We start from the raw sequence: 22,594 nt of genomic DNA, 5'->3' as shown, positions 1-22,594 counted from the left end.
GGCAAAAGGATCGGCCATGCCGACTTCCTTTTATGCGATACTCCGCGCCGCAAAAGCGACAGAGCCAAAGTCCGCGAGTTTACAGGTCGTACGCCGGAAATAAATATCCGATAGCACTTGGCGACCACTCAGCGGAACACAAGAACTGCCCTTGACAAGCTGTCAACTCATCGGCATGATTCGCGGCCTATTTTGTTTGCTATTCCCTAAAAAGTCTTTCGAGGAGCTCGACGGTGGCCAACACACCTTCCGCCAAAAAACGTGCAAAACAGGCTGAGAAGCGTCGCAGCCACAACGCCAGCCTGCGTTCCATGGTCCGTACCTACATCAAGAACGTAGTGAAAGCCATCGACGCAAAAGACGCTGAAAAAGCACAAGCTGCTTACGTTCTGGCTGTGCCTGTTCTCGACCGTATGGCCGATAAAGGCATCATCCACAAGAACAAGGCTGCTCGCCATAAAGGCCGCCTGAATGGTCACATCAAGGCTCTGAACCTTGCTGCTGCAGCCTAAGCGACCCGCTTGTTAAAAAACCGACCCAAGGGTCGGTTTTTTATTGCCTGCGATTTGGCGAAAACCAGTTGAGAGCCCCCCTTCGAGGCGAGGGAGCAAGTTGTGTGCGAATCCATTCGAGAAAGCTTTATTCCGGACACCGCCAATGTGTTGGATATACCGCCCCTTCGCGGATCCGACGATATTCACGCACTACTGTGGGAGCGAATTCATTCGCGAAAGCTTTATTCCGGACGCCGCCAAATGTGCTGGATGTACTGGCCCTTTCGCGGATGATTCCGCCCCCACAAGGCCAGCCCGCCTCCGCGCCAGACAATTACGGTGCCGGCGCAGGCGCCCACGGCAGGATCGGAATCGCCGTCACGGCATTCTGCGGACTGCCTTCGATGACACGGTCGCTATAGACCAGGTACACCAGGGTATTGCGCTTCTTGTCGAGGAAACGCACCACCTGCATGGTCTTGAACACCAGCGATGTACGCTCCTTGAACACCTCTTCGCCATCCTTCAGCTCTTCGCGAAAATGGATAGTCCCGACCTGGCGACAGGCAATCGATGCTTCCGCACGGTCTTCGGCCAGGCCCAGGCCACCTTTGAGCCCACCGGTCTTGGCCCGGGACAGATAACAGGTCACCCCGTCCACCTTCGGGTCATCAAAAGCCTCGACCACTATACGGTCGTTGGGGCCGACGAATTTGAATACCGTCGACACCTGACCAATCTCTTCCGCCGATGCCAATGCCGGCAAAACCAGCAGCGCCGCCAACAATCCCTTCATGATCCGCATAGCACTTCCTTATCAGACAGGATTTAAACCAGGATCAGGTTATCCCGGTGAACCAGTTCCGGCTCAGCCATATAACCCAACACACGAACAATCGCCTCGGACGACTGACCAATAATCTTCTGCGCTTCAAGGGCGCTGTAGTTGCTCAGGCCGCGAGCAATCTCACGACCGTCCGCCGCTACGCACACCACCATCTCACCGCGCCGGAAGCTGCCCTGGACCAGCTTCACACCGACCGGCAGCAAACTTTTGTTATCACGCACCAACGCCTTGACCGCACCATCGTCCAGCACCAGCGTGCCGCGGGTCTGCAGGTGCCCGGCCAGCCATTGCTTGCGCGCCGCGAGCATTTCACGCTCAGGCGACAGCAGCGTCCCCAGGCGCTCGCCGGCCTTGAGCCGCGCCAGCACCTGATCGATACGCCCGCCAACGATAATGGTGTGAGCACCCGAACGCGCCGCCAGGCGAGCTGCACGCAGCTTGGTCTGCATGCCGCCACGCCCCAGGGCGCCACCGGTGCCACCGGCCACCGCATCCAGTGCCGGATCGTCGGCACGGGCTTCGTAGATCAACCGGGCCTCGGGGTTATTGCGCGGATCAGCATCGAACATGCCATCGCGGTCGGTGAGGATCACCAGCAGGTCGGCCTCAACCAGGTTCGCCACCAGGGCCGCCAGGGTGTCGTTGTCGCCGAAACGAATCTCGTCGGTGACGACGGTGTCGTTTTCGTTGATCACCGGCACTACGCCCAGATCAACCAGCGTTCGCAGGGTACTGCGGGCGTTCAGGTAGCGCTTGCGGTCAGACAGATCGTCATGGGTCAGCAGAATCTGCGCGGTATGGCGACCATGCTCGGCAAAGCTCGACTCCCAGGCCTGCACCAGACCCATCTGGCCGATCGCAGCAGCGGCTTGCAGCTCATGCATGGCACTGGGTCGCGCCGTCCAGCCCAAACGGCTCATACCGGCCGCCACAGCCCCGGAGGACACCAGCACCAGTTCGACGCCTGCCCCACACAACGCCACCATCTGCTCGACCCAAACACCCATCGCGTTGCGATCAAGACCTTTGCCGTCCGCCGTCAGCAGCGCACTTCCGATCTTCACAACCCAACGCTGGGCACCTGTCACCTTGCTGCGCATGATCTTTCAACCTTAACCAGAGAGTCCAAATTCGAGATACAAAAACGCCGCTCAAGAGCGGCGCTTAGTTTACTGCACTCAATCAATCACGGACGTAAATGATTTCCGGACCGTCTTCATCATCCACATCCTCTTCGTCCCAATCATCATCGCCGATGTCGTGGACGCTCTTCACGCCACTGCGACGCAGGGCACGCTGATCATCCAGAGCCTGCAACTGGGCACGGGCCTCATCTTCGATGCGCTGATCAAGCTCAGCCAACTCTGCGGCGTAGGCCGGGTCATTGGTCAGGCGATCAAGGCGATCTTCCAGGTAGCGCATAATGTCGCGACTGAGCTGCTCGGTGCCTTCTTTGGCAATGGCCGAGATCACGTACACCGGCCCCGTCCAGTTCAGACGCTCGATGATCTCCTGCTTGCGCTCTTCGTGCTCTTCTTCAAGGATCTGGTCGCACTTGTTCAGCACCAGCCAGCGATCACGCTCGGCCAGGGACGGACTGAAACGGATCAGTTCGTTGACGATGACTTCAGCGGCGTCCGGCGCACTACTTTCATCCAGCGGCGCCATGTCGACGAGGTGCAGCAGCAGACGGGTACGTGCCAAGTGCTTGAGGAAGCGAATACCCAGGCCCGCGCCATCGGAGGCCCCCTCGATCAGCCCCGGAATATCGGCGATGACGAAGCTCTTCCAACGGTCGACACTGACCACACCGAGGTTCGGCACCAGGGTCGTGAACGGATAGTCAGCCACTTTCGGCTTGGCCGCAGAAACGGAGCGAATGAAAGTACTTTTGCCAGCGTTCGGCAAACCGAGCAGACCGACGTCAGCCAGCACTTTCAGCTCCAGCTTCAGGTCACGCTGATCGCCCGGCTTGCCCGGCGTGGTCTGGCGTGGCGCACGGTTGGTACTGGATTTGAAACGGGTGTTGCCCAGACCGTGCCAACCACCATGAGCCACCAGCAGGCGCTGGCCAGCCTTGGTCAGGTCGCCGATGATTTCCTGGGTACCCGCATCGATCACGGTGGTGCCGACCGGCACACGCAGCTCCAGGTCTTCACCCTTGCGACCGGTGCAGTCAGTGCTGCCGCCGTTGGAACCGCGCTCGGCATCGAAATGACGGGTATAGCGGTAGTCGACCAGGGTATTGAGGTTTTCGTCGGCGACCATATAGATCGAGCCGCCATCACCACCATCACCCCCATTGGGACCACCGTTTTCGATGAATTTTTCGCGACGGAAGCTCATGCAACCGTTGCCGCCGTCACCGGCCTTCACTCGAATGGAAACTTCATCAACAAACTTCATAACACACGCCTCCCGCCATTACGGCGAGCAGAACAACACTGAACACATAAGGCTCTTGCAAAGATGAGCGTTGCGATACCGATCAAAAACCAGCGATTCCAGAAGAACCATCACAACAGCTCGCACAAACAGCTTTGCAAGAGACTCACCGACTTCTAAAAACGAAAAAGCCCCGTCGCGAGACAGGGCTTTTCCAGCTAAGCGAGATTATGCTGCGACTTCAGTCGCTGGCACGATGCTCACGTAGCGGCGACCGAAGGCGCCTTTAACCTGGAACTTGATCACGCCTTCCACTTTCGCGAACAGGGTGTGATCCTTGCCCATGCCAACGCCGTAGCCAGCGTGGAATTGGGTACCGCGCTGACGCACGATGATGTTGCCTGGAACGATGGTCTGGCCGCCGTACATCTTCACGCCAAGGCGTTTGGCTTCTGAGTCGCGACCGTTACGGGTACTACCACCAGCTTTTTTGTGTGCCATGAGTTCAATACTCCTATTAGGGTATCAGGCTGAAATTCAGGCCTGGATACCGGTGATTTTGATCTCGGTGAACCACTGGCGGTGGCCCATACGCTTCATGTGGTGCTTACGACGACGGAACTTGATGATGCGGACTTTATCGTGACGACCTTGGGAGATCACTTCAGCCACGACGGTAGCGCCAGCAACAACTGGAGCACCGATGTTGACTGCGTCGCCATCAGCAACGAGCAACACACGGTCAAAAGTCACGGATTCGCCAGTGGCGACTTCCAGTTTTTCGATTTTCAGGTATTCACCTGGGGCGACTTTGTACTGCTTGCCACCGGTAACAATTACTGCGTACATGGGTATATCTCCGAAAATCCTGCTCACCCAGCTCTTTATAAGTAGAGTATCGGCTGGCATGGCTGCATGGGGCTGGAACGGCCCGCTAGCAATTGCGTAAGGCAGGTGCTGCCCAGGAAAGTTAGGGTGCGCGATTGTACGCAAGGCAGCAACGCCTTGCAATAGCGACTCCGTCATACCTTGACACGCTCTGACCCGCGACCTAGCATGCGGCGCAACCATTCTGGAGCACCTGTCGCTGATGCAACCCCAAGCCTTCTACCGCGCGGTGGCGGACGATTTTAGCGCCGTCGACCTGATTATCAAGAAGCAGCTGACGTCGCGGGTACCGCTGGTCTCGAAAATCGGCGACTACATCACCTCGGCCGGCGGCAAGCGCCTGCGTCCGCTGCTGGTGCTTCTGTGCGGCAAGGCCCTGGGTCGCGAAGGCGACGACCTGCGCCTGCTGGCCGCCACCATCGAATTCCTGCACACAGCCACCCTGCTGCATGACGACGTGGTCGACATGTCCGGTATGCGTCGTGGTCGCTCTACCGCCAACGCCCTGTGGGGCAATGCCCCAAGCGTGCTGGTCGGTGACTTCCTCTATTCGCGCTCCTTCGAGATGATGGTCGAACTGGGTTCCATGCCGGTCATGCAGATCCTCTCCAAGGCCACTCGGGTGATCGCTGAAGGCGAAGTGCTGCAGCTGTCGAAAGTACGCGACGCCAGTACCACCGAAGAAACCTACATGGAAGTCATCCGCGGCAAGACCGCGATGCTCTTCGAAGCTTCTACCCACAGTGCCGCCGCCCTGGCCCAGGCCTCGCCTGAACAGACCGAAGCACTGCGCACCTTCGGTGACCATCTGGGCGTGGCCTTCCAGTTGGTCGATGACCTGCTCGACTACCGCGGCGACGCTGAGACCCTGGGCAAGAACGTCGGTGATGACCTGGCCGAAGGCAAGCCGACCCTGCCACTGATCTACACCATGCGCGAAGGCACCCCGGAACAGGCTGCCCTGGTGCGTCAGGCCATCCAGAAAGGTGGCCTGGAAGATCTGGAAAGCATTCGCAACGCTGTAGAGGCCGCTGGCGCCCTGGACTACACCGCACAGCTTGCCCGTGACTACGCCAGCCGCGCCATCGCCTGCCTGGAGGCCCTGCCGCCCAGCGAATACCGCGATGCCCTGGTCGAACTCAGCGAGTTTGCAGTCGCCCGCACTCACTGATCCACGGCTAAAGTTGCGCAAGAGCCCGTCCATGTGACGGGCTTTTTATTGCCCCACATCAACCACCCGCAAGAAAATGCGAATTAATCTCAAATAGAACTTTGCGATTGGCTTGATAGGAACTATTCTCATTAAACCCTCAAACAAGGAGATGAGACATGACCTATCTGATTGATGCCTGGCTGGATCGCCCGCACCCTTACCTGCGAATCCTCCATCGGGAAACCGGACAAGTCTGTGCAGTGCTGGAGGAAGAAGCGCTGGACGAACTGCGTGACCAGGGCGACCTGGATGTCGACAGCCTGAGTTCGTGCGAACCGGTGGTGCTCAAGGAGATGGTGCGAAACCTGTTCCTGTTCTGCTATGCCCGAGCCTTGCGCCCGACCATCGAGTTGCATTGAACATGGCAGTAAAGCCCACCCCGCCCACTGCCGAACGATAATTCGTCCGGCAGTGGCGGAGCGTTTAGCAGCAGACGTAACTTAGAGAACGTCCAGCAGCTCGACATCAAACACCAGCACGCTGTGCGGTGGAATGCTGCCGACGCCTTGAGCGCCGTAAGCCAGCTCGCTCGGCACGTGCAGACGCCATTTGCTACCGGCGTTCATCAGTTGCAGGGCTTCGGTCCAGCCGGCAATCACGCCACCGACCGGGAATTCAGCAGGCTCGCCACGCTCGTAGGAGCTGTCGAACACGGTGCCGTCGATCAGAGTGCCGTGATAGTGGGTGCGCACCTGATCTTCGCGCGATGGCTTGGCGCCTTCGCCAGCAGTCAGGACTTCGAATTGCAGGCCCGAAGCCAGGGTGGTCACGCCTTCGCGCTTGCCGTTCTCGGCCAGGTAAGCCAGGCCGGCGCCAGCAGCAGCTTCAGCCTTGGCTGCGGCTTCGGCCTGCATGATTTCGCGGATGACCTTGAAGCTGGCGGACATGGCTTCCGGGCTGACGCGGCTTGGCTCGCCACCGAACGCATCGGTCAGGCCAGCCAGGATCGCTTCCAGGTTGACACCCGGTGGCGGGTTATCACGCAGCTGATCACCCAGCTGACGGCCGATGCCGTAGCTGACGCGGGTTTCGTCGGTGGACAGATTGACTTCGGACATAACACTGCTCCGCATAGGGGGCGCCCGCCCGGCACATTGCCCGCAAGCGCCCCAAACAAAAGGGCGAGCAGCCTAGCACATGACGCCGCGCAATCAATGCTTGGTCAGTTTGTCCAGCACCCCCATGAGCACGGCCGAAACAACGAAGGTCATGTGAATGATCACGTACCACATTAAATATTGTGTCTCGATATTGCGAGCATCCATGAACACTCGCAGCAGGTGAATCGAGGAGATGGCCACGATGGAAGCGGCGACTTTCATCTTCAGCGAAGATGAGTCCATCTTGCCCAGCCAGCTGAGCTTTTCCTTGTTTTCATCGATGTCCAGCTGGGACACAAAGTTCTCGTAGCCGGACATCATCACCATCACCAGCAGGCCGCCGACCAGGGACATGTCGACCATGGACAGCAGCACCAGAATCAGATCCGACTCGGCCATCGAGAAGATATTGGGCAGAACGTGAAAGACCTCCTGAAAGAACTTCAGCATCAAGGCCAGCAAACCCAGGGATAAACCGAAGTAAATCGGCGCCAGCAGCCAGCGCGAGGCGTACATCGCGTTTTCGAGAAAGCGTTCCATTGAAACTCACACGTGAGGAAATTTGCGCATGAGTATACCAGCCGTAATTTACGTTCTGAATTTGAATGCATCCGAGACCAGTCTTGCAGGACCGGCTTTAGCCGGGAATAGCGTCTTTGCAATTCCGGCACCGCCATGAGCCGGATGACGCCTTCCCGGCTAAAGCCGGTCCCACAGGGTCAGCCCAATCGAATCAGTACAGGGAAGATCGCTGCACCCGTGACCGATCGCCATTGAGCCTGCGCAATTCACCTTGCAGGTGCAGGCTCCATATCGGCACATCCCGGGCTTGCTGATAACCATACAACGAGAGACTTTCGGCAATTGCACGCAGTACTGATTCTGCGGCAGGCGCACCATCGAAAGGGCCTTGCGTCTTGATCGCGGAAGGTTGTTCCCCTGCCATGCCAGCGGCAAACAGCAACGTCCACATGCCGTTGTCGCCAGAGAGGGGGCGAATCGCACATTCAATCCGGGTGACCAGCCCCAGGCATTGACGGGTAAGACAGAGACTGCGCGTCATGGCGAGCTCCTCGATGAATACAGTATTCACCCTCCGTCCTGCTAGAGCGGTGCGTCAATCCTTTTGACCACTGTGGTAGCAGACAGAATAGAAGAAAAACGCAAAATCCAAAGTGCAGCGGATGAATGGCACCGCCGGGGCTGATCCCGCGGCGGTGCCTGCCTCCCGAGCGGATCAGCGCCGACGTCGGGCCTTCAGCTTGGAAGCTACCGCCACTTCGCCCTGAGCCTGGACGGCTTCCTTCTCCAGCTCCTCCTTGAGTTCTTCATCACTAAGCATTTCGGCGATATCGCGCAGACGCTCCACGACTCGTGCGTTGACACTGCCTTCCGGGAATTCACCATTCTCGTCCGGCGCGCCAGCGGGTTCACCAACCAGCAGACTCAGGGCCTCATCCGCCTGACGCACCGCATAGACATGGAACTGCCCGGCGCGCACCGCCTGCAATACCCGCTCATCGAGCATCAACGTCGCAACGTTGGCGTGTGGAATAATCGCGCCCTGCTCGCCGGTCAGGCCACGGGCCTCGCACAGACGGAAGAAGCCTTCGATCTTCTCGTTGACCCCGCCCACTGCCTGCACTTCGCCGAACTGGTTGATCGAGCCGGTAATGGCAAAGCACTGCTTGAGCGGCGTTTTCGACAGCGCCGAAATCAGTGTGCACGCCTCGCCCAGTGAAGCACTGTCGCCGTCCACATAACCGTAGGACTGCTCAAGGGCGATGCTGGCCGAGATGGCCAACGGGAATTCCTGGGCATAGCGGCTACCCAGATAACCGGTGAGGATCATCACGCCCTTGGAGTGAATCGGCTGGCCGAGGTTGACCTCGCGCTCGATGTCGACGATGCCGCTGCCGCCGGGATAGACGGTCGCGGAAATCCGCGCCGGTACACCGAATGCCGAGTCACCGACTTCCAGCACGGTCAGGCCGTTGCACTTGCCTACGGCCGCACCATCGGTATCGATCAGGATGATCCCGGCCAACATGTCGTCGAGAATCCGCGCCGAGACCCGTCCGGTGCGGGTGGCCTTGGCCTTGAGCGCCCGTTCGATATGACCGACGTCGGTCTGCTCGTCGTTGGCCAGTTGGCGAATGAAATCAGCCTCGCTGACCAGCTGGAACAGGTCACCGATCCGCGCCGACAAGCGCCCCTGATGCTCGGCCAGGCGCGCGCTGTAGGTTGCCAGACGCGCCACCGCATCGGCGGTCAGGGGCGCCATGCCCTCTTCCGAAGTGCGGGTCTTCATCAACTGGGCGAACTGCTCCAGGCTCTCGTCGACCATGGGGATGTCTTCGTCGAAGTCCACCAGGACGCGGAACATCTCCTGGAAGTCCGGATCCAGGTCTTGCAGGGTGTAATACAGGGAACGGGCACCGATGATGATGACCTTGACCTGCAACGGAATGACTTGCGGCGTCAGGGTCACAGTGGCCAAACGGCCCAGTTCGCCCAGGGGCGACTCCATTTTCAGCTTGCGCGACTGCAGCGCGCGCTTGAGCGCATCCCAGACGAACGGCTCGCTGAGCATCTTTTCCGCTTCCAGCACCAGGAAACCGCCATTGGCGCGGTGCAGCGCACCGGGACGCAGCTGCCGATAAGTGGTGTAGAGCGCACCCTGATCGGTGCTGTACTCGATGCGACCAAACAGGTTGTCGTAGGTCGGATGCGGCTCGAACACCACTGGCGCCCCGCCATTAGCCCCATGGCCCACCACCAGGCTTGGGCAGTATTGCTCTTCAAGCAGCTTGCGCGCCTGAGCGTCGGTCTTGCTGTCGTCGACCAGTTGCTCGACCACAGTTTTCAGCAGATAGACCTGCATGGCCTGCAGATAGGCGCAGACTGCCGCATTTTCCGCATACTTTTCCGACAATGGCGCCAGCAAGGGCTGCAAGGCCAGGGTGATGGTTTCTTCGTTGAGCTGACGCATCTGGTTGCTGGACTCACGCTTCCACTGCGGCAGGCTGGCCAGTTCTTCGTTGAGGCGTTCTTCCAGGCCGGCGATATCGTCATGGAAACGCTCGCGATCGGCTTCCGGCAACTGGGCGAATTCCGCTTCGTCCAGCGCCTTGCCCTCAGCCATGGGAGTAAAGGCGATGTTGGTGCTGTCGCGATACAGGGCGATGTCTTTTTCCAGGGCCAGGCGCTCGATCACGTCAAGAGCGCGGTCATAGCGCTGATTGAAGGCGCGATCGATACCGCTTTTCTTCTGCTGGTACGACGGGTGCTCGAAAACCGCAGGGAAGGTCGACAACAGGTTGTCGATCAAGCCACCGATATCAGTAATAAAAGCGGCGGCGCTGCCCGGCGGCAATTCCAGCGCACGGGGTTCGCGGGGCTCGTCGAAATGGTTGACGTAGACCCAGTCCGAAGGCGTCTGCATGCGCTTGCCTTCGGCCTTGAGGTAGCGTTTGACGAAGGAAAACCGGCCAGTGCCGGGCTCGCCCATGACAAACACGTTGTAACCGGGGCGCGGCATGGCCACGCCGAATTGCAGGGCTTCTACGGCTCGCTCCTGGCCGAGCACGCCACGAAAGGGTTCCAGATCATTGGTCGTCGTGAAGCTGAACTGTTCAGCGGAAAAAGGGCGGGTCAGCGCTTCAGGCGCAATACGCAGGCTGGCAGCAACAGGATCGGGCATCGGACATCCTTAAATCAGGCGGGGCAGTTGGCGCATTCTGGCGCTCGCTGCGCGTGACTTGCAAGGCAGGAAAAATCCCATGGATTTCAACGCACCTCATTCAAGCAACAAGTGTGGACCGGCACACACTGCCGTCAACAATTTGCAATAGATCACGGAACCCTTGGCGACGGCCTAAACTCCAACTTGCGCGGGTGGTCGTAAACCCATTCGTATCGGTACGAAATCTCCCTTGGTTGAACATAAATAGAGAATAACGCTATGAAACGGATTCTTCTGGGTACGCTCTTTACCGCTGTTTCCCTCAATGCCATGGCCCAAGCGCCAGGCGGCCCGGATTGCGGCTGGGGCAACATGCTGTTCGAAGGCCAGCGCGGTACACCGGCACACTTCCTCGCATCGACCACTAACGGCACCTCGGGTAACGCCACGTTCGGCATGACCTCCGGTACCAACGGCTGTTCCACCAACAGCGCACTGACCTATGGCGGCAAATCCTGGATTGCCATGAACGGCATGATGGACGAGCTCTCCAAGGACATGGCTGTCGGTAAAGGCGAAGCCCTGACCACCTATGCCGTCGTACTGGGCGTTGCACCGGAAGACCGTGCGCATTTCGCCGCTGTCACCCACGAGCACTTCACTCAGATCTTCAGCAAGGCTGACGACACGGCTGAAGACGTTCACACCAATACCCTCAATGTACTGAAGAACGATCCTACCCTGGCGAAGTACGCTACCCAGGCATAAGCTCGCTCTGCCGCCCCCTCAGCCTCGAGGGGGCGGTTTCGTTCCCCCTGACTAGTTGCCCTCTATGCTCAAACGCCTTGTGTACCTGGCGCTGTGTGTCTGCGCCCCGTTGTCCGTCGCAGCACAAGCCGCTCCCAACGTGGGAGCCGAGCGTTTGCAGCAACTGGCCAGCGCGCCGTTCTGGATTTCCCTGGGCCATTACGAAACCGGCAAGCTCGGTGGCTGGCGCAGTTATGTCGATGACCCCAAATTCTTTCTGGCCGCCGATGGCGCCCACGACCCCAAAGCCGAACTGAGCGCCACCCTCGCTGCGATCTACCAGCCGTTGCGGGCAGGCGACGATCCGGACAAGCACGCCCAATGCGTTTATCCGTCCCGCACGCGCTGGCTGCGTGATCAGTTGCAGCTGAATGATCTGCCCGCCGTGGACTGCAAGGCATTCAAACAGTGGTTCAGCGATGTGGCCCCGGACAGCGCCGTACTGGTGTTCCCGGCGGCCTATCTGAACAGTCCGTCGTCGATGTTCGGCCATACCCTGCTGCGTATCGACCAGGCTGACGTCAAAACCAACCACACCGCCCTGCTCAGCTATGCGATCAACTTCGGCGCTTATATCGAGGGCTCTGACAACAGCATCCTGTACGCCTGGAAAGGCTTGATGGGCGGTTATCCGGGCCTGTTTGCCCTGGTTCCGTATCAGGAAAAGCTCTCGGAATATCGCAGCCTGGAAAACCGCGACCTGTGGGAATATCACCTGAACCTGACCGCCGAAGAAACCGGGCGTATGGTCGAACATGTCTGGGAGCTGAAACAGATTCGCTTCGGTTACTTCTTCTTTGACGAAAACTGCTCCTATCGCCTGCTGGAGTTGCTGCAAGTCGCCCGACCTGGCCTGGACCTGCTGAAACAGTTCCCGCTGACAGCAATTCCGACCGATACCGTAAAAGCGGTCAAAGCCTCGGGCCTGGTGGAGAAAATCGATTATCGCCCGTCCCGTGAGCGCGAGCTGCTGGAACGGGCCAAACCTTTGAGCCAAGACGAGCAGGACTGGGTTCTGAAAGTCAGTGCCGACCAGCGCCAACTCAAGGACGCCACCTACCTGGCCGTGCCAGCCGATCGCCGCGCGCTGATCCAGGATGCCGCGTATCGTCTGGAACGCTACCGGGCCAACGGTGAGGAACGTGATCCTGCCCGCGCGCAACGCAGCTTCGAATTGCTCGGTGCCATCAGCAAGAATCCGCCGCCGGAACTGGATATCCAGCGCCCCGGCCTGCCGGAAGACGGTCACGAATCGCGCACCTGGCAGGCCGGTCTTGGCACCCGTGGCGACAAGGCATTTGGTGAATATGGCCTGCGCATGGCCTATCACGACCTCAATGACAACGCCTTTGGCTTCCCTCTGGGCGCGCAGATCGAGATCCTGCAACTCAAGCTGCGCCAGTACGAAGGCAACCACTGGCAGCTGCAACAGTTGGACCTGGCCACTATCCGTTCCCTGACCCCGCGCAACGAACTGCTGCAACCCTGGTCATGGCAGGTGGCGGGGGGTCTGGAACGAGTCTTGGGCAAACATGGCGATGAAAACCTGGTCAGCCACGTCAATGGCGGCGCAGGCGGTACCTGGCAACTGACCGATGACATGCTCGGCTTCGCCCTCGGTACCGTGCGGGTTGAACATAACAACGATTTCTCCGCACTGATTTCCCCGGCTGCCGGGTTCAATACCGGCGTGCTGTGGCGCAACCCCCTGGGCAACCTGAGCCTGGAAGCCAAGGGCGACTACTTCACCAATGGCGAAGTACGCCGCACGGTCAGTCTCAACCAACAATGGGAACTGTCGCGCAACCTCGGCCTGCGCCTGAGCGCCCAACGCGAGTTCAGCCAGTTGGCCTCACCGCAGAACGAAGTGATGCTGGAAGTGAAGTGGTACCACTACTGATAACGAATTTCTGACAACGCTTTTACAGCCCACTCACAGTAAGGCTTCTAGACTTCCTCCATATGCTGAGGAATTCATCATGAACCTGCGTTGGGCTGTACTGTTGTGGGTGGTTGTACTGACTGGTTGTCAGTCAACCCATGAACAGCTGATCGCCGAGGGCTATCCCCCTGCCTTCGCCGATGGTTTCCAGGATGGTTGCGGCAGTGGCCGCGATGCGGCAGGCGCAAATGGCCTGTACAAGAAAGATGTACCGCGATACTTGAAGGACAAGGTGTATGCAGGCGGCTGGGACGACGGTTTCCGTCAGTGCCAGGGGGAGGCGCTAAGCCGTGGCCGACCGGATGCCGGAAGCATCTTCAACGACCGGGATCGGCGTTGGGAACAGCAGAAGACCCAGGATGCGGGTCGGGCCTATAAGCCGCGATAGCCCGGATTCAAAACGTGGGAGCGGATAAATCCGCTCCCACATTCAGTTCACACCCTTTGAATCAAGCCAGCTTCTTGTGCCGTACCCGATGCGGCTGGGCAGCGGCTTCGCCGAGGCGTTTCTTGCGATCGGCTTCGTACTCGGTGTAGTTGCCTTCGAAGAATACGGCCTGCGAATCGTCTTCGTACGCCAGGATGTGGGTCGCGACGCGGTCCAGGAACCACCGATCGTGGGAGATCACAATGGCGGCGCCAGGGAAGTCCAGCAGCGCTTCCTCCAGGGAACGCAGGGTTTCAACGTCGAGGTCGTTGGACGGTTCGTCGAGCAGCAGGACGTTGCCGCCCTCTTTCAGGGTCAACGCCAGGTGCAAGCGACCGCGCTCACCGCCGGAGAGGTCCTTGACGAACTTCTGCTGATCGCCGCCCTTGAAGTTGAAGCGGCCGACGTAGGTACGCGACGGGATTTCATAGTTGCCGATACGGATCTGGTCGGAGCCGTCGGAAATCTGCTGGAATACGGTCTTGCTGCCGTCCAGGTCCTCACGGCTCTGATCGACGCAGGCCAGTTGCACGGTTTCACCGATCTCGATGCTGCCCGAGTCCGGTGTTTCCTTGCCCATCAGCATGCGGAACAGCGTCGACTTACCGGCACCGTTACCGCCAATCACGCCGACGATGGCGCCTTTGGGCATGGCGAACGACAGGTTGTCGATCAGCACACGATCGCCGTAGCCCTTGGTGACGTTCTTGAACTCGATAACCTTGTCACCCAGGCGCGGACCGGCCGGGATGTAGATTTCGTTGGTCTCGCTGCGCTTCTGGAACTCCTGGGACTGCATTTCCTCGAAGCGTTGCAGACGTGCCTTGGATTTCGACTGACGCGCCTTGGCGCCCTTGCGCACCCATTCCAGCTCTTCTTTCATGGCCTTTTCATGGGCCGACTGCTGCTTGGATTCCTGGGCCAGACGATCGGACTTGGCTTCCAGCCAGCCCGAATAGTTGCCTTCGTACGGAATACCGGCACCGCGGTCGAGTTCCAGAATCCAGCCGGCGACGTTGTCGAGGAAGTAACGGTCGTGCGTGATCGCAACCACGGTGCCCGGGAAGTCGTGCAGGAAGTGCTCCAGCCAGGCCACCGAATCGGCATCCAGGTGGTTGGTCGGTTCGTCGAGCAGCAGCATGTCAGGGGCCGACAGCAGCAGGCGGCACAGGGCCACACGGCGCTTTTCACCACCGGACAGGTGTTCAACCTTGGCGTCCCAGGCCGGCAGACGCAGTGCGTCGGCGGCAACTTCCAGCTGACGGTCGAGGTTGTGACCGTCGGACGCCTGCAGGATGGCTTCGAGCTTGGCCTGTTCGGCAGCCAGCTTGTCGAAGTCGGCATCCGGCTCGGCGTAGGCCGCATAGACCTCGTCCAGGCGAGCCTGGGCGTCCTTGATCACGCTGACCGCTTCCTCGACCACTTCGCGTACGGTCTTGCTCGGGTCCAGTTGCGGCTCTTGCGGCAGGTAGCCGACGTTGAGGTCCGGCATCGGACGGGCTTCACCGTCGAATTCAGTATCGACGCCCGCCATGATTTTCAGCAGCGTGGACTTACCCGAACCGTTGAGACCCAGTACACCGATCTTGGCGCCAGGGAAGAACGACAGGGAGATGTTCTTGAGGATTTCCCGCTTCGGCGGCACAACTTTGCTCAGCCGATGCATGGTAAAGACGTATTGAGCCATGGAATGAAAACCTGGGTTTGTGACAGATAAATAGGACGCCAGCTTAGTAGCTGGTCCCGAAAAAAGCTTTTTTTGCGACGGCGCTTGCTGTCCGACAGTTCCCGGCCTTGAATCAATCCTGTTCGATGCACTGCCGACAGGTATGAAAAGCAGGAGCTGGATCGATGTTTGCAAGCAATGCTGTTATGCGTGCAGGATTGGGCCGTACGTCGGGCAAAGCTACCCGAATGGCGCCGACAGGGCAAACGGCCCCGGATTTACGGGACTGGCACTTAGCCACAACTCCGGGCATGCTAGTCGCCATTTGGCTGTCCGGCTTATAGTGCGCTGCGCATTCGCTGCTTCTATTCAGTAGTCAGGGTCCAGGTTTGCCTACACCTAAACATACATCTCCTTCGCGCACGAACAACGGCGCGACAGCGGCGCCTTGGCGTGGCTCACTGAAAGGTGGGCTGGCGGCACTGGTGCTGCTGATGCTCGCCCTGCTTTTATGGCAACTGATCGAGCAGTTTCACCTGACCCAGGAGCGCCAGCGTCAACGCAGCGTCGATTACAGCGTGCAACTGGCCGACCGCCTGAGCCTGAATATGGCACTCAGCGCCCAGGTGGCCCTGAATCTGCTCGACGATTCCCGACAGAAGGCCCAGGGCATCGGCCAGCAGACCATGCTTCTGGACATGCTGCGCCAGGCACTGCCAGGCGTACGCAGCGTCGCCTGGCTCAACGCCGCAGGCGATGTCGCCCGGGACAGCCTCGAAGGCACCAACGACGGCGACCTCCTCAAGCGCTCGTTCCAGCAGGCGCTGGGGCGACCTTATTACTATGATAACTCCGAGGACAGCTCGCAACTGTATCTGCTGGTGCGTCAGCCGGGCGAGCTGACGCCGGGCTATTGGGCCCTGCGCATGGCGCCGGAAACCTTGAAAACCCTGACCCGCCAGACCAGCCAGGATTTCCAGCCACTCTGGCGCCTGGAAAACCGCACCACGCAAAAAGTGATCTTCCGCGACACCAACGGCCTGACCATCACCGGCCCACAGGTAGTGCCCGATGATCGTCCGGAAAGCGTCCTGCTGGAGGTGCTGACCAACAGTGACTGGCAATTACGCGGCCTGTTCGACGCCAACAAGGCTCGTCAGGACTTGCTGGCTCCGCTGTTCATCAAATGCCTGATCGCCCTGGCCTGCTCCATCGTGCCACTGCTGGCCCTGCTAAGCCTGCGCCGTCGCCAACGCCAGTTGCATGAGAGTCAGAAGCGCTACCAGAACATCTTCGACGGCGTCGGTGTCGCCATCTGCGTGCTCGACATGTCCGGGCTGCGCCATTACCTCGACACCCTGCAACTGCGCAGCAGTGAAGACCTGACTCACTTGCTGGAGCGCCAGCCCGGCCAGCTCAAGGGCCTGTTGCAGAGCGTGCGCATCACCGAAGTCAACCAGGTGGCCCTGAGCCTGCTCAAGGTCGAATCCAGCGACGAAGCCTGGGAGAAACTGATCTTCGGCAACCCGCGTTCACGTCAGAGCGTCGGCGAGCTGCTGATTCACGCCGTACTGGACAGCCGCGACCAGCTTGAACTTGAAGTACGTCTCAGCCACGAGAACGGCGCCGATCAGCACCTGTGGCTGGTGGTACGCCTGCCCGCTGATCAGGAAGACCGCCACTCGGTGATCCTGAGCATTGGCGACATCACCAGCCGCAAGCAAGTTGAACTGTCTTTGGTCGAACGCGAGGGTTTCTGGTCCGATGTGGTGCGTACCGTGCCCGATCATCTGTATGTGCAGGATGTCCTGACCCAGCGGATGATCTACAGCAACCACAATCTCGGCCAGACCCTGGGTTACAGCCGCACCGAACTGCATCGCATGGGCGAGTACTTCTGGGAAATCCTGCTGCACCCGGATGACGCCGAAAGCTATCAGGACATGCGCCTGCGCCAACGCCATCATGGCCATAGCGAACTGTTGCACTGTCAGCTGCGCTTTCGCGATGTCCATAACAACTGGCGCCGCTTCGATATCCGCGAACAGGCCCTGTCCCGGGATCGCAACGACCAGGTCACGCGCATTATCGGCGTGGCCAAGGACATTACCGAACAGCTGGAAGCCAGCGAATCCCTGCGCGACAGCGAACAACGCTACCGCATGCTCGCCGAAAGCATCAGCGACGTGATTTTCTCTACCGACAGCCGCCTGCAGCCCAACTATGTCAGCCCGTCGGTCACCAGCGTGCTGGGTTATGACGCCGAGTGGATCTTCGAGCATGGCTGGAATTCCACCGTGGCCAACCCGCAGCAACTGGCCGGGGTCTATGCCCTGATCGAGCGCATCGGCAAGGCTCTGGGCAAGCCGGAAGAACTGGCCAGATTGCGCCACGAACTTCCGACTCAACTGTTCCTGTTCGACTGCCTGCGTGCCGATGGTCGCAAGATCCCCATCGAGCTGCGTCTGGTGCTGGTCTGGGATGAAAATGGCACCTTCGAGGGCATCCTCGGTGTCGGTCGCGACATCAGCCAACAGCGCCGGGCCGAGAAAGACCTGCGCATGGCCGCCACGGTATTCGAGCATTCTACCTCGGCGATCCTGATCACCGACCCGGCCGGCTACATCGTTCAGGCTAACGATGCTTTCAGCCGCGTCAGCGGTTATGCGGTGGCTCAGGTCCTCGATCAGTTGCCGACCATGCTCACCGCCGATGAGCAACAGGAAGCCCACCTGCATTACATCCTCAAACAGCTGCATCAACGCGGCAGTTGGGAGGGCGAGGTCTGGCTCAAGCGTCGCAGCGGCGAGCATTATCCGGCGTGGGTCGGCATCACGGCGGTGTTCGACGAAGAAGGCGACCTGGCCAGCTACGTGTGTTTCTTCACCGATATCAGCGAGCGCAAGGCCAGCGAGCAGCGTATCCACCGCCTGGCCTACTACGACGCCCTGACCCACCTGCCCAACCGCACCCTGTTTCAGGATCGCTTGCACTCGGCCCTGCAACAGGCGGAACGGCAGCAGGCCTGGGTGGTACTGATGTTCCTGGACCTGGACCGCTTCAAACCGATCAACGACTCCCTCGGCCACGCCGCCGGCGACCGCATGCTCAAGGAAATGGCTACGCGCCTGCTCGAATGCGTCGACGATGACGACACGGTGGCGCGCATGGGCGGCGACGAGTTCACCCTGCTGCTGCAACCCAGCGCCACACAACAGATCGCCCTGACTCGGGCCATTCATGTGGCCGAGCAGATTCTCAACAGTCTGGTCACTCCGTTCGTGCTGGAAGGCCGCGAGTTCTTCGTCACCGCCAGTATCGGCATCGCCCTCAGCCCCCAGGATGGCAAGGAGCTGAGCCAGCTGATGAAAAACGCCGACACGGCGATGTACCACGCCAAGGAGCGCGGCAAGAACAACTTCCAGTTCTATCAGGCGGACATGAACGCCTCCGCCCTGGAACGCCTGGAGCTGGAAAGCGATCTGCGCCATGCCCTGGAGCAGAAGGAGTTCACCCTGTTCTATCAACCGCAGTTCAGTGGCGACGGCAAACGCCTGACCGGTGCCGAGGCGCTGCTGCGCTGGCGTCATCCACGGCGCGGGCTGGTATCGCCCATCGAGTTCATCCCGGTACTCGAAGAACTCGGCCTGGTGGTGGAAGTCGGCGACTGGGTGCTGACCGAAGCCTGCCGCCAGCTAAAGGCCTGGCATCAGGCCAAGGTACGGGTGCCCAAGGTTTCGGTGAATATCTCGGCCCGGCAGTTCTCCGATGGCCAACTGGGCACGCGCATCGCCAATATTCTCAAGGAAACCGGCCTGCCCCCGGCCTGCCTGGAGCTGGAACTGACCGAAAGCATCCTGATGCGCGAAGTCAGCGAAGCCATGCAGATCCTCGACGGCCTCAAATATCTGGGCCTTAGCATCGCGGTGGACGACTTCGGCACCGGTTATTCGTCACTCAACTACCTCAAGCAATTCCCCATCGATGTGCTGAAAATCGACCGCACCTTCGTCGACGGCTTGCCCTCCGGCGAGCAGGACGCGCAGATTGCCCGGGCCATTATCGCCATGGCCCACAGCCTGAACCTGGCGGTGATCGCCGAAGGGGTCGAGACCCACGAGCAACTGGACTTCCTGCGTGAACACGGCTGCGACGAAGTCCAGGGCTACCTGTTCGGCCGACCGATGCCGCCCAATCGTTTTGAAGCGCAATTCAGCAATGATGCGTTGTTCATGTTTGACTAGAGACAGCTGCAAGCTTTAAGCCTCAAGCGGCAAGTGAGCCTGAGGCCGCGCCTTCTTGTCGCTTGAAGCTTGAAGCTCGCAACTGATCAACATGACTGCCTTTCATATGCCAGATAAAACCCGATGCGTTAGAATGCCCACCTTTTCCCCTGCCAGACCCCGAGGAACGCTATGTTCAGCCGTAATTTGACTATCGCCAAGTACGACTCCGACCTGTATGCCGCCATGGAGCAAGAAGCTCAGCGCCAGGAAGAGCACATCGAGCTGATCGCCTCGGAAAACTACACCAGCCCAGCGGTCATGGAAGCCCAGGGCTCGGTACTGACCAACAAGTACGCCGAAGGCTACCCGGGCAAGCGTTACTACGGCGGCTGCGAATACGTCGACGTGGTTGAGCAACTGGCCATCGACCGCGCCAAGGAGCTGTTCGGCGCCGACTACGCCAACGTTCAGCCACACGCCGGTTCCCAGGCCAACAGCGCCGTCTACCTGGCTCTGCTGCAAGCGGGCGACACCATCCTGGGCATGAGCCTGGCTCATGGCGGTCACCTGACCCACGGCGCCAGCGTCAGCTCGTCGGGCAAGCTGTACAACGCCATCCAGTACGGCATCGACGGCAACGGCCTGATCGATTACGACGAAGTTGAGCGTCTGGCTGTTGAACACAAGCCTAAAATGATCGTTGCCGGTTTCTCGGCCTACTCGCAGATCCTCGACTTCCCGCGCTTCCGCGCCATCGCGGACAAGGTCGGTGCCTACCTGTTCGTCGACATGGCTCACGTAGCCGGTCTGGTTGCCGCCGGTGTCTACCCGAACCCGGTGCCATTCGCTGACGTCGTGACCACCACCACCCACAAGACCCTGCGCGGTCCACGTGGCGGTCTGATCCTGGCTCGCGCCAACGCCGACATCGAGAAGAAGCTGAACTCCGCTGTATTCCCTGGCGCCCAGGGCGGCCCGCTGGAGCATGTGATCGCGGCCAAGGCCATCTGCTTCAAGGAAGCACTGCAACCTGAGTTCAAGGCCTACCAGCAACAAGTGGTGAAAAACGCCAAGGCCATGGCCGGCGTGTTTATCGAGCGCGGTTTCGACGTGGTCTCCGGCGGCACCGAGAACCACCTGTTCCTGCTCTCGCTGATCAAGCAGGACATCTCCGGCAAAGACGCCGACGCCGCTCTGGGCAAGGCATTCATCACCGTCAACAAGAACTCCGTACCGAACGACCCACGCTCCCCGTTCGTGACCTCCGGCCTGCGCTTCGGCACTCCGGCTGTCACCACTCGCGGCTTCAAGGAAGCAGAGTGCAAGGAACTGGCTGGCTGGATCTGCGACATCCTGGCTGACCTGAACAACGAAGCGGTGATCGACGCCGTTCGTGCGAAAGTCAAAGCCATCTGCGCCAAACTGCCGGTATACGGCGCTTAATCAGCCCGTTCTATCAGCAACCAAAAAGCCCGCCATTCTCACGAATGGCGGGCTTTTTGTTGGCTAAGAAAATCTTCTGTGGGACCGGCTTCAGCCGGGAAGCGTATTCCCGGCTAAAGCCGGTCCCAAAGAGAATACAAACAGCCATTACACCTGAGTCATCGCCTCGAATCCTGCACGGATCTTTTCTTGCGGCAAATCATCGGCAATGAACACAATTACGCTCTCGCGCTGTTCGCCATCAGCCCACTCGGTATCCCAATCGAAGCCGTACAGCTTGAGTACGCCCTGGAAAACCAGCTTGCGCGCTTCCCCGGCAATGTTCAGCACGCCCTTGTAGCGCAGCAGCTGCTTGCCATGTTCTTCCAGTAACGTGTTCATAAATTCGCTGAGTTTGTCGATATCCAGCGGTTTATCACTGCGCAGCACCAGACTGCTGATACGGTCGATGCCGTTGCCTGCAGGCTTGACCGGTCGAAGGCTGAAACCGCCGCCCAGGTCAGCATTGAGATTGAAGCCGCGGACATCGAGCAACTCGGCCAGATCTATCTTGCCGTGCTCAACCACGCGGATCGGCGCGCGGCGGTTGATACGGGTCAGCCGTTCGCTCAGCGCCTGGAAAGCGGCTTCGTCCACCAGATCGCGCTTGCTCACCAACAGGCGGTCGGCAAAGCCTATCTGTGCCTGGGCGATGGTCTGGGCCAGGTGAGTGTCGGCATGCGCCGCGTCCACCAGGGTGATGATGCCGTCGAGGATATAGCGCTCGCGCAGCTCTTCATCAATAAAGAAAGTCTGGGCCACGGGGGCCGGGTCAGCCAGGCCGGTGCACTCGATCACCAGTCGGTCGAAGGCAATTTCACCGCTGTCCAGGCGCTCCAGCAAGAGGAACAGCGCCTTGGTCAGGTCGGTGTGAATGGTGCAGCACACGCAACCATTGGACAGGGTCATGACCTGCACCGGCTCGGTGCCGAGCAATTGGGTATCAATGCCGGCGTCGCTGAATTCGTTTTCTATCACGGCGATTTTCAGGCCGTGTTCTTCCTTGAGCAGATGACGCAACAAGGTGGTCTTGCCTGCCCCGAGAAAGCCACTCAGAACGGTAACGGGGATGGGTTGCGCAACACTCATGCCGACTCCTGCCTTTTATTCATCAGAAACGACAACGCGCCACGAGGGGTGGCGCGCTGGTTTAAACCTTGTAGCGATCCATCAGGCCTTTAGCAACACTTCGGCCCGCCCTTGCCGCCATACCGGGCCTCCTGACGCTCCCGAAAGAACATCTCGTAGCTCATCACCGGTTTGTCCGGATGAGTGGCCTGCATGTGCTCCACGTAAGTGTCGTAGTCCGGCATGCCGACCATCAGGCGTGCGGCCTGGCCGAGGTATTTACCCAAGCGACTCAGGTCATTGAACATGGGCTGATCCTCCGCCAATCATTGCTGCTGCACCGGCAACGCCTGGAATGGCGCTT

Annotated in this window: 20 protein-coding genes; 8 read left to right on the top strand and 12 right to left on the bottom strand. The window is 59.6% G+C overall.

Features of this window, described 5'->3' with window-relative positions; genetic code table 11:
* The first annotated feature begins 233 nt into the window (after window positions 1–233).
* Complete coding sequence (gene rpsT / locus ACCD02_RS27825; RefSeq protein ID WP_259104846.1) at window positions 234–512, top strand: 30S ribosomal protein S20; 279 nt, start codon at window positions 234–236, stop codon at window positions 510–512.
* Window positions 513–828: 316 nt separating this feature from the next.
* Here the strand turns inward: rpsT and ACCD02_RS27820 are convergent, their stop codons facing one another.
* The 5 genes from ACCD02_RS27820 to rplU form a co-directional block, all read right to left on the bottom strand.
* Window positions 829–1,299, bottom strand: a complete 471-nt coding sequence (locus tag ACCD02_RS27820) for a CreA family protein (RefSeq protein WP_413309091.1) — start codon at window positions 1,297–1,299, stop codon at window positions 829–831.
* Window positions 1,300–1,322: 23 nt separating this feature from the next.
* Entirely contained in the window at window positions 1,323–2,441 is a 1,119-nt protein-coding gene (gene proB, locus ACCD02_RS27815; RefSeq protein ID WP_413309089.1) for a glutamate 5-kinase, read from the bottom strand.
* 82 nt (window positions 2,442–2,523) lie between these two features.
* Window positions 2,524–3,747, bottom strand: a complete 1,224-nt coding sequence (cgtA, locus tag ACCD02_RS27810; protein WP_413309087.1) for an Obg family GTPase CgtA — start codon at window positions 3,745–3,747, stop codon at window positions 2,524–2,526.
* Between the two features lie 207 nt (window positions 3,748–3,954).
* Window positions 3,955–4,227: a 50S ribosomal protein L27 gene (rpmA, locus tag ACCD02_RS27805; RefSeq protein ID WP_413309085.1), complete on the bottom strand. Its 273-nt coding sequence runs from the start codon at window positions 4,225–4,227 to the stop codon at window positions 3,955–3,957.
* Window positions 4,228–4,263: 36 nt separating this feature from the next.
* Window positions 4,264–4,575 carry a 50S ribosomal protein L21 gene (gene rplU / locus ACCD02_RS27800; RefSeq protein ID WP_259104841.1) on the bottom strand — a complete coding sequence of 104 codons (312 nt, stop codon included), beginning with the start codon at window positions 4,573–4,575 and terminating at the stop codon, window positions 4,264–4,266.
* A 241-nt stretch (window positions 4,576–4,816) separates the two neighbouring features.
* Between rplU and ACCD02_RS27795 the strand changes: the two genes are divergently transcribed.
* Window positions 4,817–5,785 carry a polyprenyl synthetase family protein gene (locus ACCD02_RS27795; protein ID WP_413309083.1) on the top strand — a complete coding sequence of 323 codons (969 nt, stop codon included), beginning with the start codon at window positions 4,817–4,819 and terminating at the stop codon, window positions 5,783–5,785.
* A 158-nt stretch (window positions 5,786–5,943) separates the two neighbouring features.
* The gene (locus tag ACCD02_RS27790) at window positions 5,944–6,186 is read left to right on the top strand and encodes a hypothetical protein (RefSeq protein ID WP_413309081.1); all 243 of its coding nucleotides are present in this window, start codon (window positions 5,944–5,946) and stop codon (window positions 6,184–6,186) included.
* Between the two features lie 81 nt (window positions 6,187–6,267).
* On the opposite strand, the gene ACCD02_RS27785 is transcribed toward ACCD02_RS27790, so the two are convergent.
* The 4 genes from ACCD02_RS27785 to ACCD02_RS27770 all read right to left on the bottom strand — a co-directional run bounded on the left by ACCD02_RS27785 (window position 6,268) and on the right by ACCD02_RS27770 (window position 10,630).
* Window positions 6,268–6,885 carry an FKBP-type peptidyl-prolyl cis-trans isomerase gene (locus ACCD02_RS27785; RefSeq protein ID WP_413309079.1) on the bottom strand — a complete coding sequence of 206 codons (618 nt, stop codon included), beginning with the start codon at window positions 6,883–6,885 and terminating at the stop codon, window positions 6,268–6,270.
* 93 nt (window positions 6,886–6,978) lie between these two features.
* Entirely contained in the window at window positions 6,979–7,467 is a 489-nt protein-coding gene (locus tag ACCD02_RS27780; protein WP_413309077.1) for a TIGR00645 family protein, read from the bottom strand.
* 193 nt (window positions 7,468–7,660) lie between these two features.
* Complete coding sequence (locus ACCD02_RS27775) at window positions 7,661–7,990, bottom strand: hypothetical protein (protein WP_413309075.1); 330 nt, start codon at window positions 7,988–7,990, stop codon at window positions 7,661–7,663.
* A 174-nt stretch (window positions 7,991–8,164) separates the two neighbouring features.
* Window positions 8,165–10,630 (bottom strand): Lon protease family protein, encoded by a 2,466-nt coding sequence (locus ACCD02_RS27770; RefSeq protein WP_413309073.1) that lies wholly within the window; start codon window positions 10,628–10,630, stop codon window positions 8,165–8,167.
* Between the two features lie 261 nt (window positions 10,631–10,891).
* Here ACCD02_RS27770 and ACCD02_RS27765 point away from each other — a divergent pair, with 261 nt between their 5' ends.
* The 3 genes from ACCD02_RS27765 (at window position 10,892) to ACCD02_RS27755 (ending at window position 13,749) form a co-directional block, all read left to right on the top strand.
* Window positions 10,892–11,380, top strand: a complete 489-nt coding sequence (locus tag ACCD02_RS27765; protein WP_259104834.1) for a DUF3015 domain-containing protein — start codon at window positions 10,892–10,894, stop codon at window positions 11,378–11,380.
* Between the two features lie 64 nt (window positions 11,381–11,444).
* Complete coding sequence (locus ACCD02_RS27760; protein ID WP_413309071.1) at window positions 11,445–13,319, top strand: DUF4105 domain-containing protein; 1,875 nt, start codon at window positions 11,445–11,447, stop codon at window positions 13,317–13,319.
* A 79-nt stretch (window positions 13,320–13,398) separates the two neighbouring features.
* The gene (locus tag ACCD02_RS27755) at window positions 13,399–13,749 is read left to right on the top strand and encodes a hypothetical protein (RefSeq protein ID WP_413309069.1); all 351 of its coding nucleotides are present in this window, start codon (window positions 13,399–13,401) and stop codon (window positions 13,747–13,749) included.
* 61 nt (window positions 13,750–13,810) lie between these two features.
* Here ACCD02_RS27755 and ettA read toward each other — a convergent pair whose 3' ends face one another.
* Window positions 13,811–15,475 (bottom strand): energy-dependent translational throttle protein EttA, encoded by a 1,665-nt coding sequence (gene ettA / locus ACCD02_RS27750; RefSeq protein ID WP_413309067.1) that lies wholly within the window; start codon window positions 15,473–15,475, stop codon window positions 13,811–13,813.
* A gap of 473 nt (window positions 15,476–15,948) precedes the next feature.
* On the opposite strand from ettA, the gene ACCD02_RS27745 reads away from it, so the two are divergent.
* Both ACCD02_RS27745 and glyA read left to right on the top strand, forming a co-directional pair.
* The gene (locus ACCD02_RS27745; RefSeq protein WP_413309140.1) at window positions 15,949–19,698 is read left to right on the top strand and encodes an EAL domain-containing protein; all 3,750 of its coding nucleotides are present in this window, start codon (window positions 15,949–15,951) and stop codon (window positions 19,696–19,698) included.
* A 171-nt stretch (window positions 19,699–19,869) separates the two neighbouring features.
* Window positions 19,870–21,123: a serine hydroxymethyltransferase gene (gene glyA, locus ACCD02_RS27740; RefSeq protein WP_413309065.1), complete on the top strand. Its 1,254-nt coding sequence runs from the start codon at window positions 19,870–19,872 to the stop codon at window positions 21,121–21,123.
* A gap of 147 nt (window positions 21,124–21,270) precedes the next feature.
* On the opposite strand, the gene yjiA is transcribed toward glyA, so the two are convergent.
* Both yjiA and ACCD02_RS27730 read right to left on the bottom strand, forming a co-directional pair.
* Window positions 21,271–22,251, bottom strand: coding sequence for a GTPase (yjiA, locus tag ACCD02_RS27735; protein WP_413309063.1), 981 nt, complete (start codon window positions 22,249–22,251; stop codon window positions 21,271–21,273).
* 89 nt (window positions 22,252–22,340) lie between these two features.
* Entirely contained in the window at window positions 22,341–22,538 is a 198-nt protein-coding gene (locus ACCD02_RS27730) for a YbdD/YjiX family protein (protein ID WP_259103250.1), read from the bottom strand.
* Window positions 22,539–22,594: the final 56 nt, after the last annotated feature.

This window comes from Pseudomonas sp. Pseusp88, assembly GCF_047303955.1.
In the GTDB taxonomy this organism is placed as follows: Bacteria; Pseudomonadota; Gammaproteobacteria; order Pseudomonadales; family Pseudomonadaceae; genus Aquipseudomonas.
This window is presented reverse-complemented; position numbering and strand designations above follow the sequence as displayed.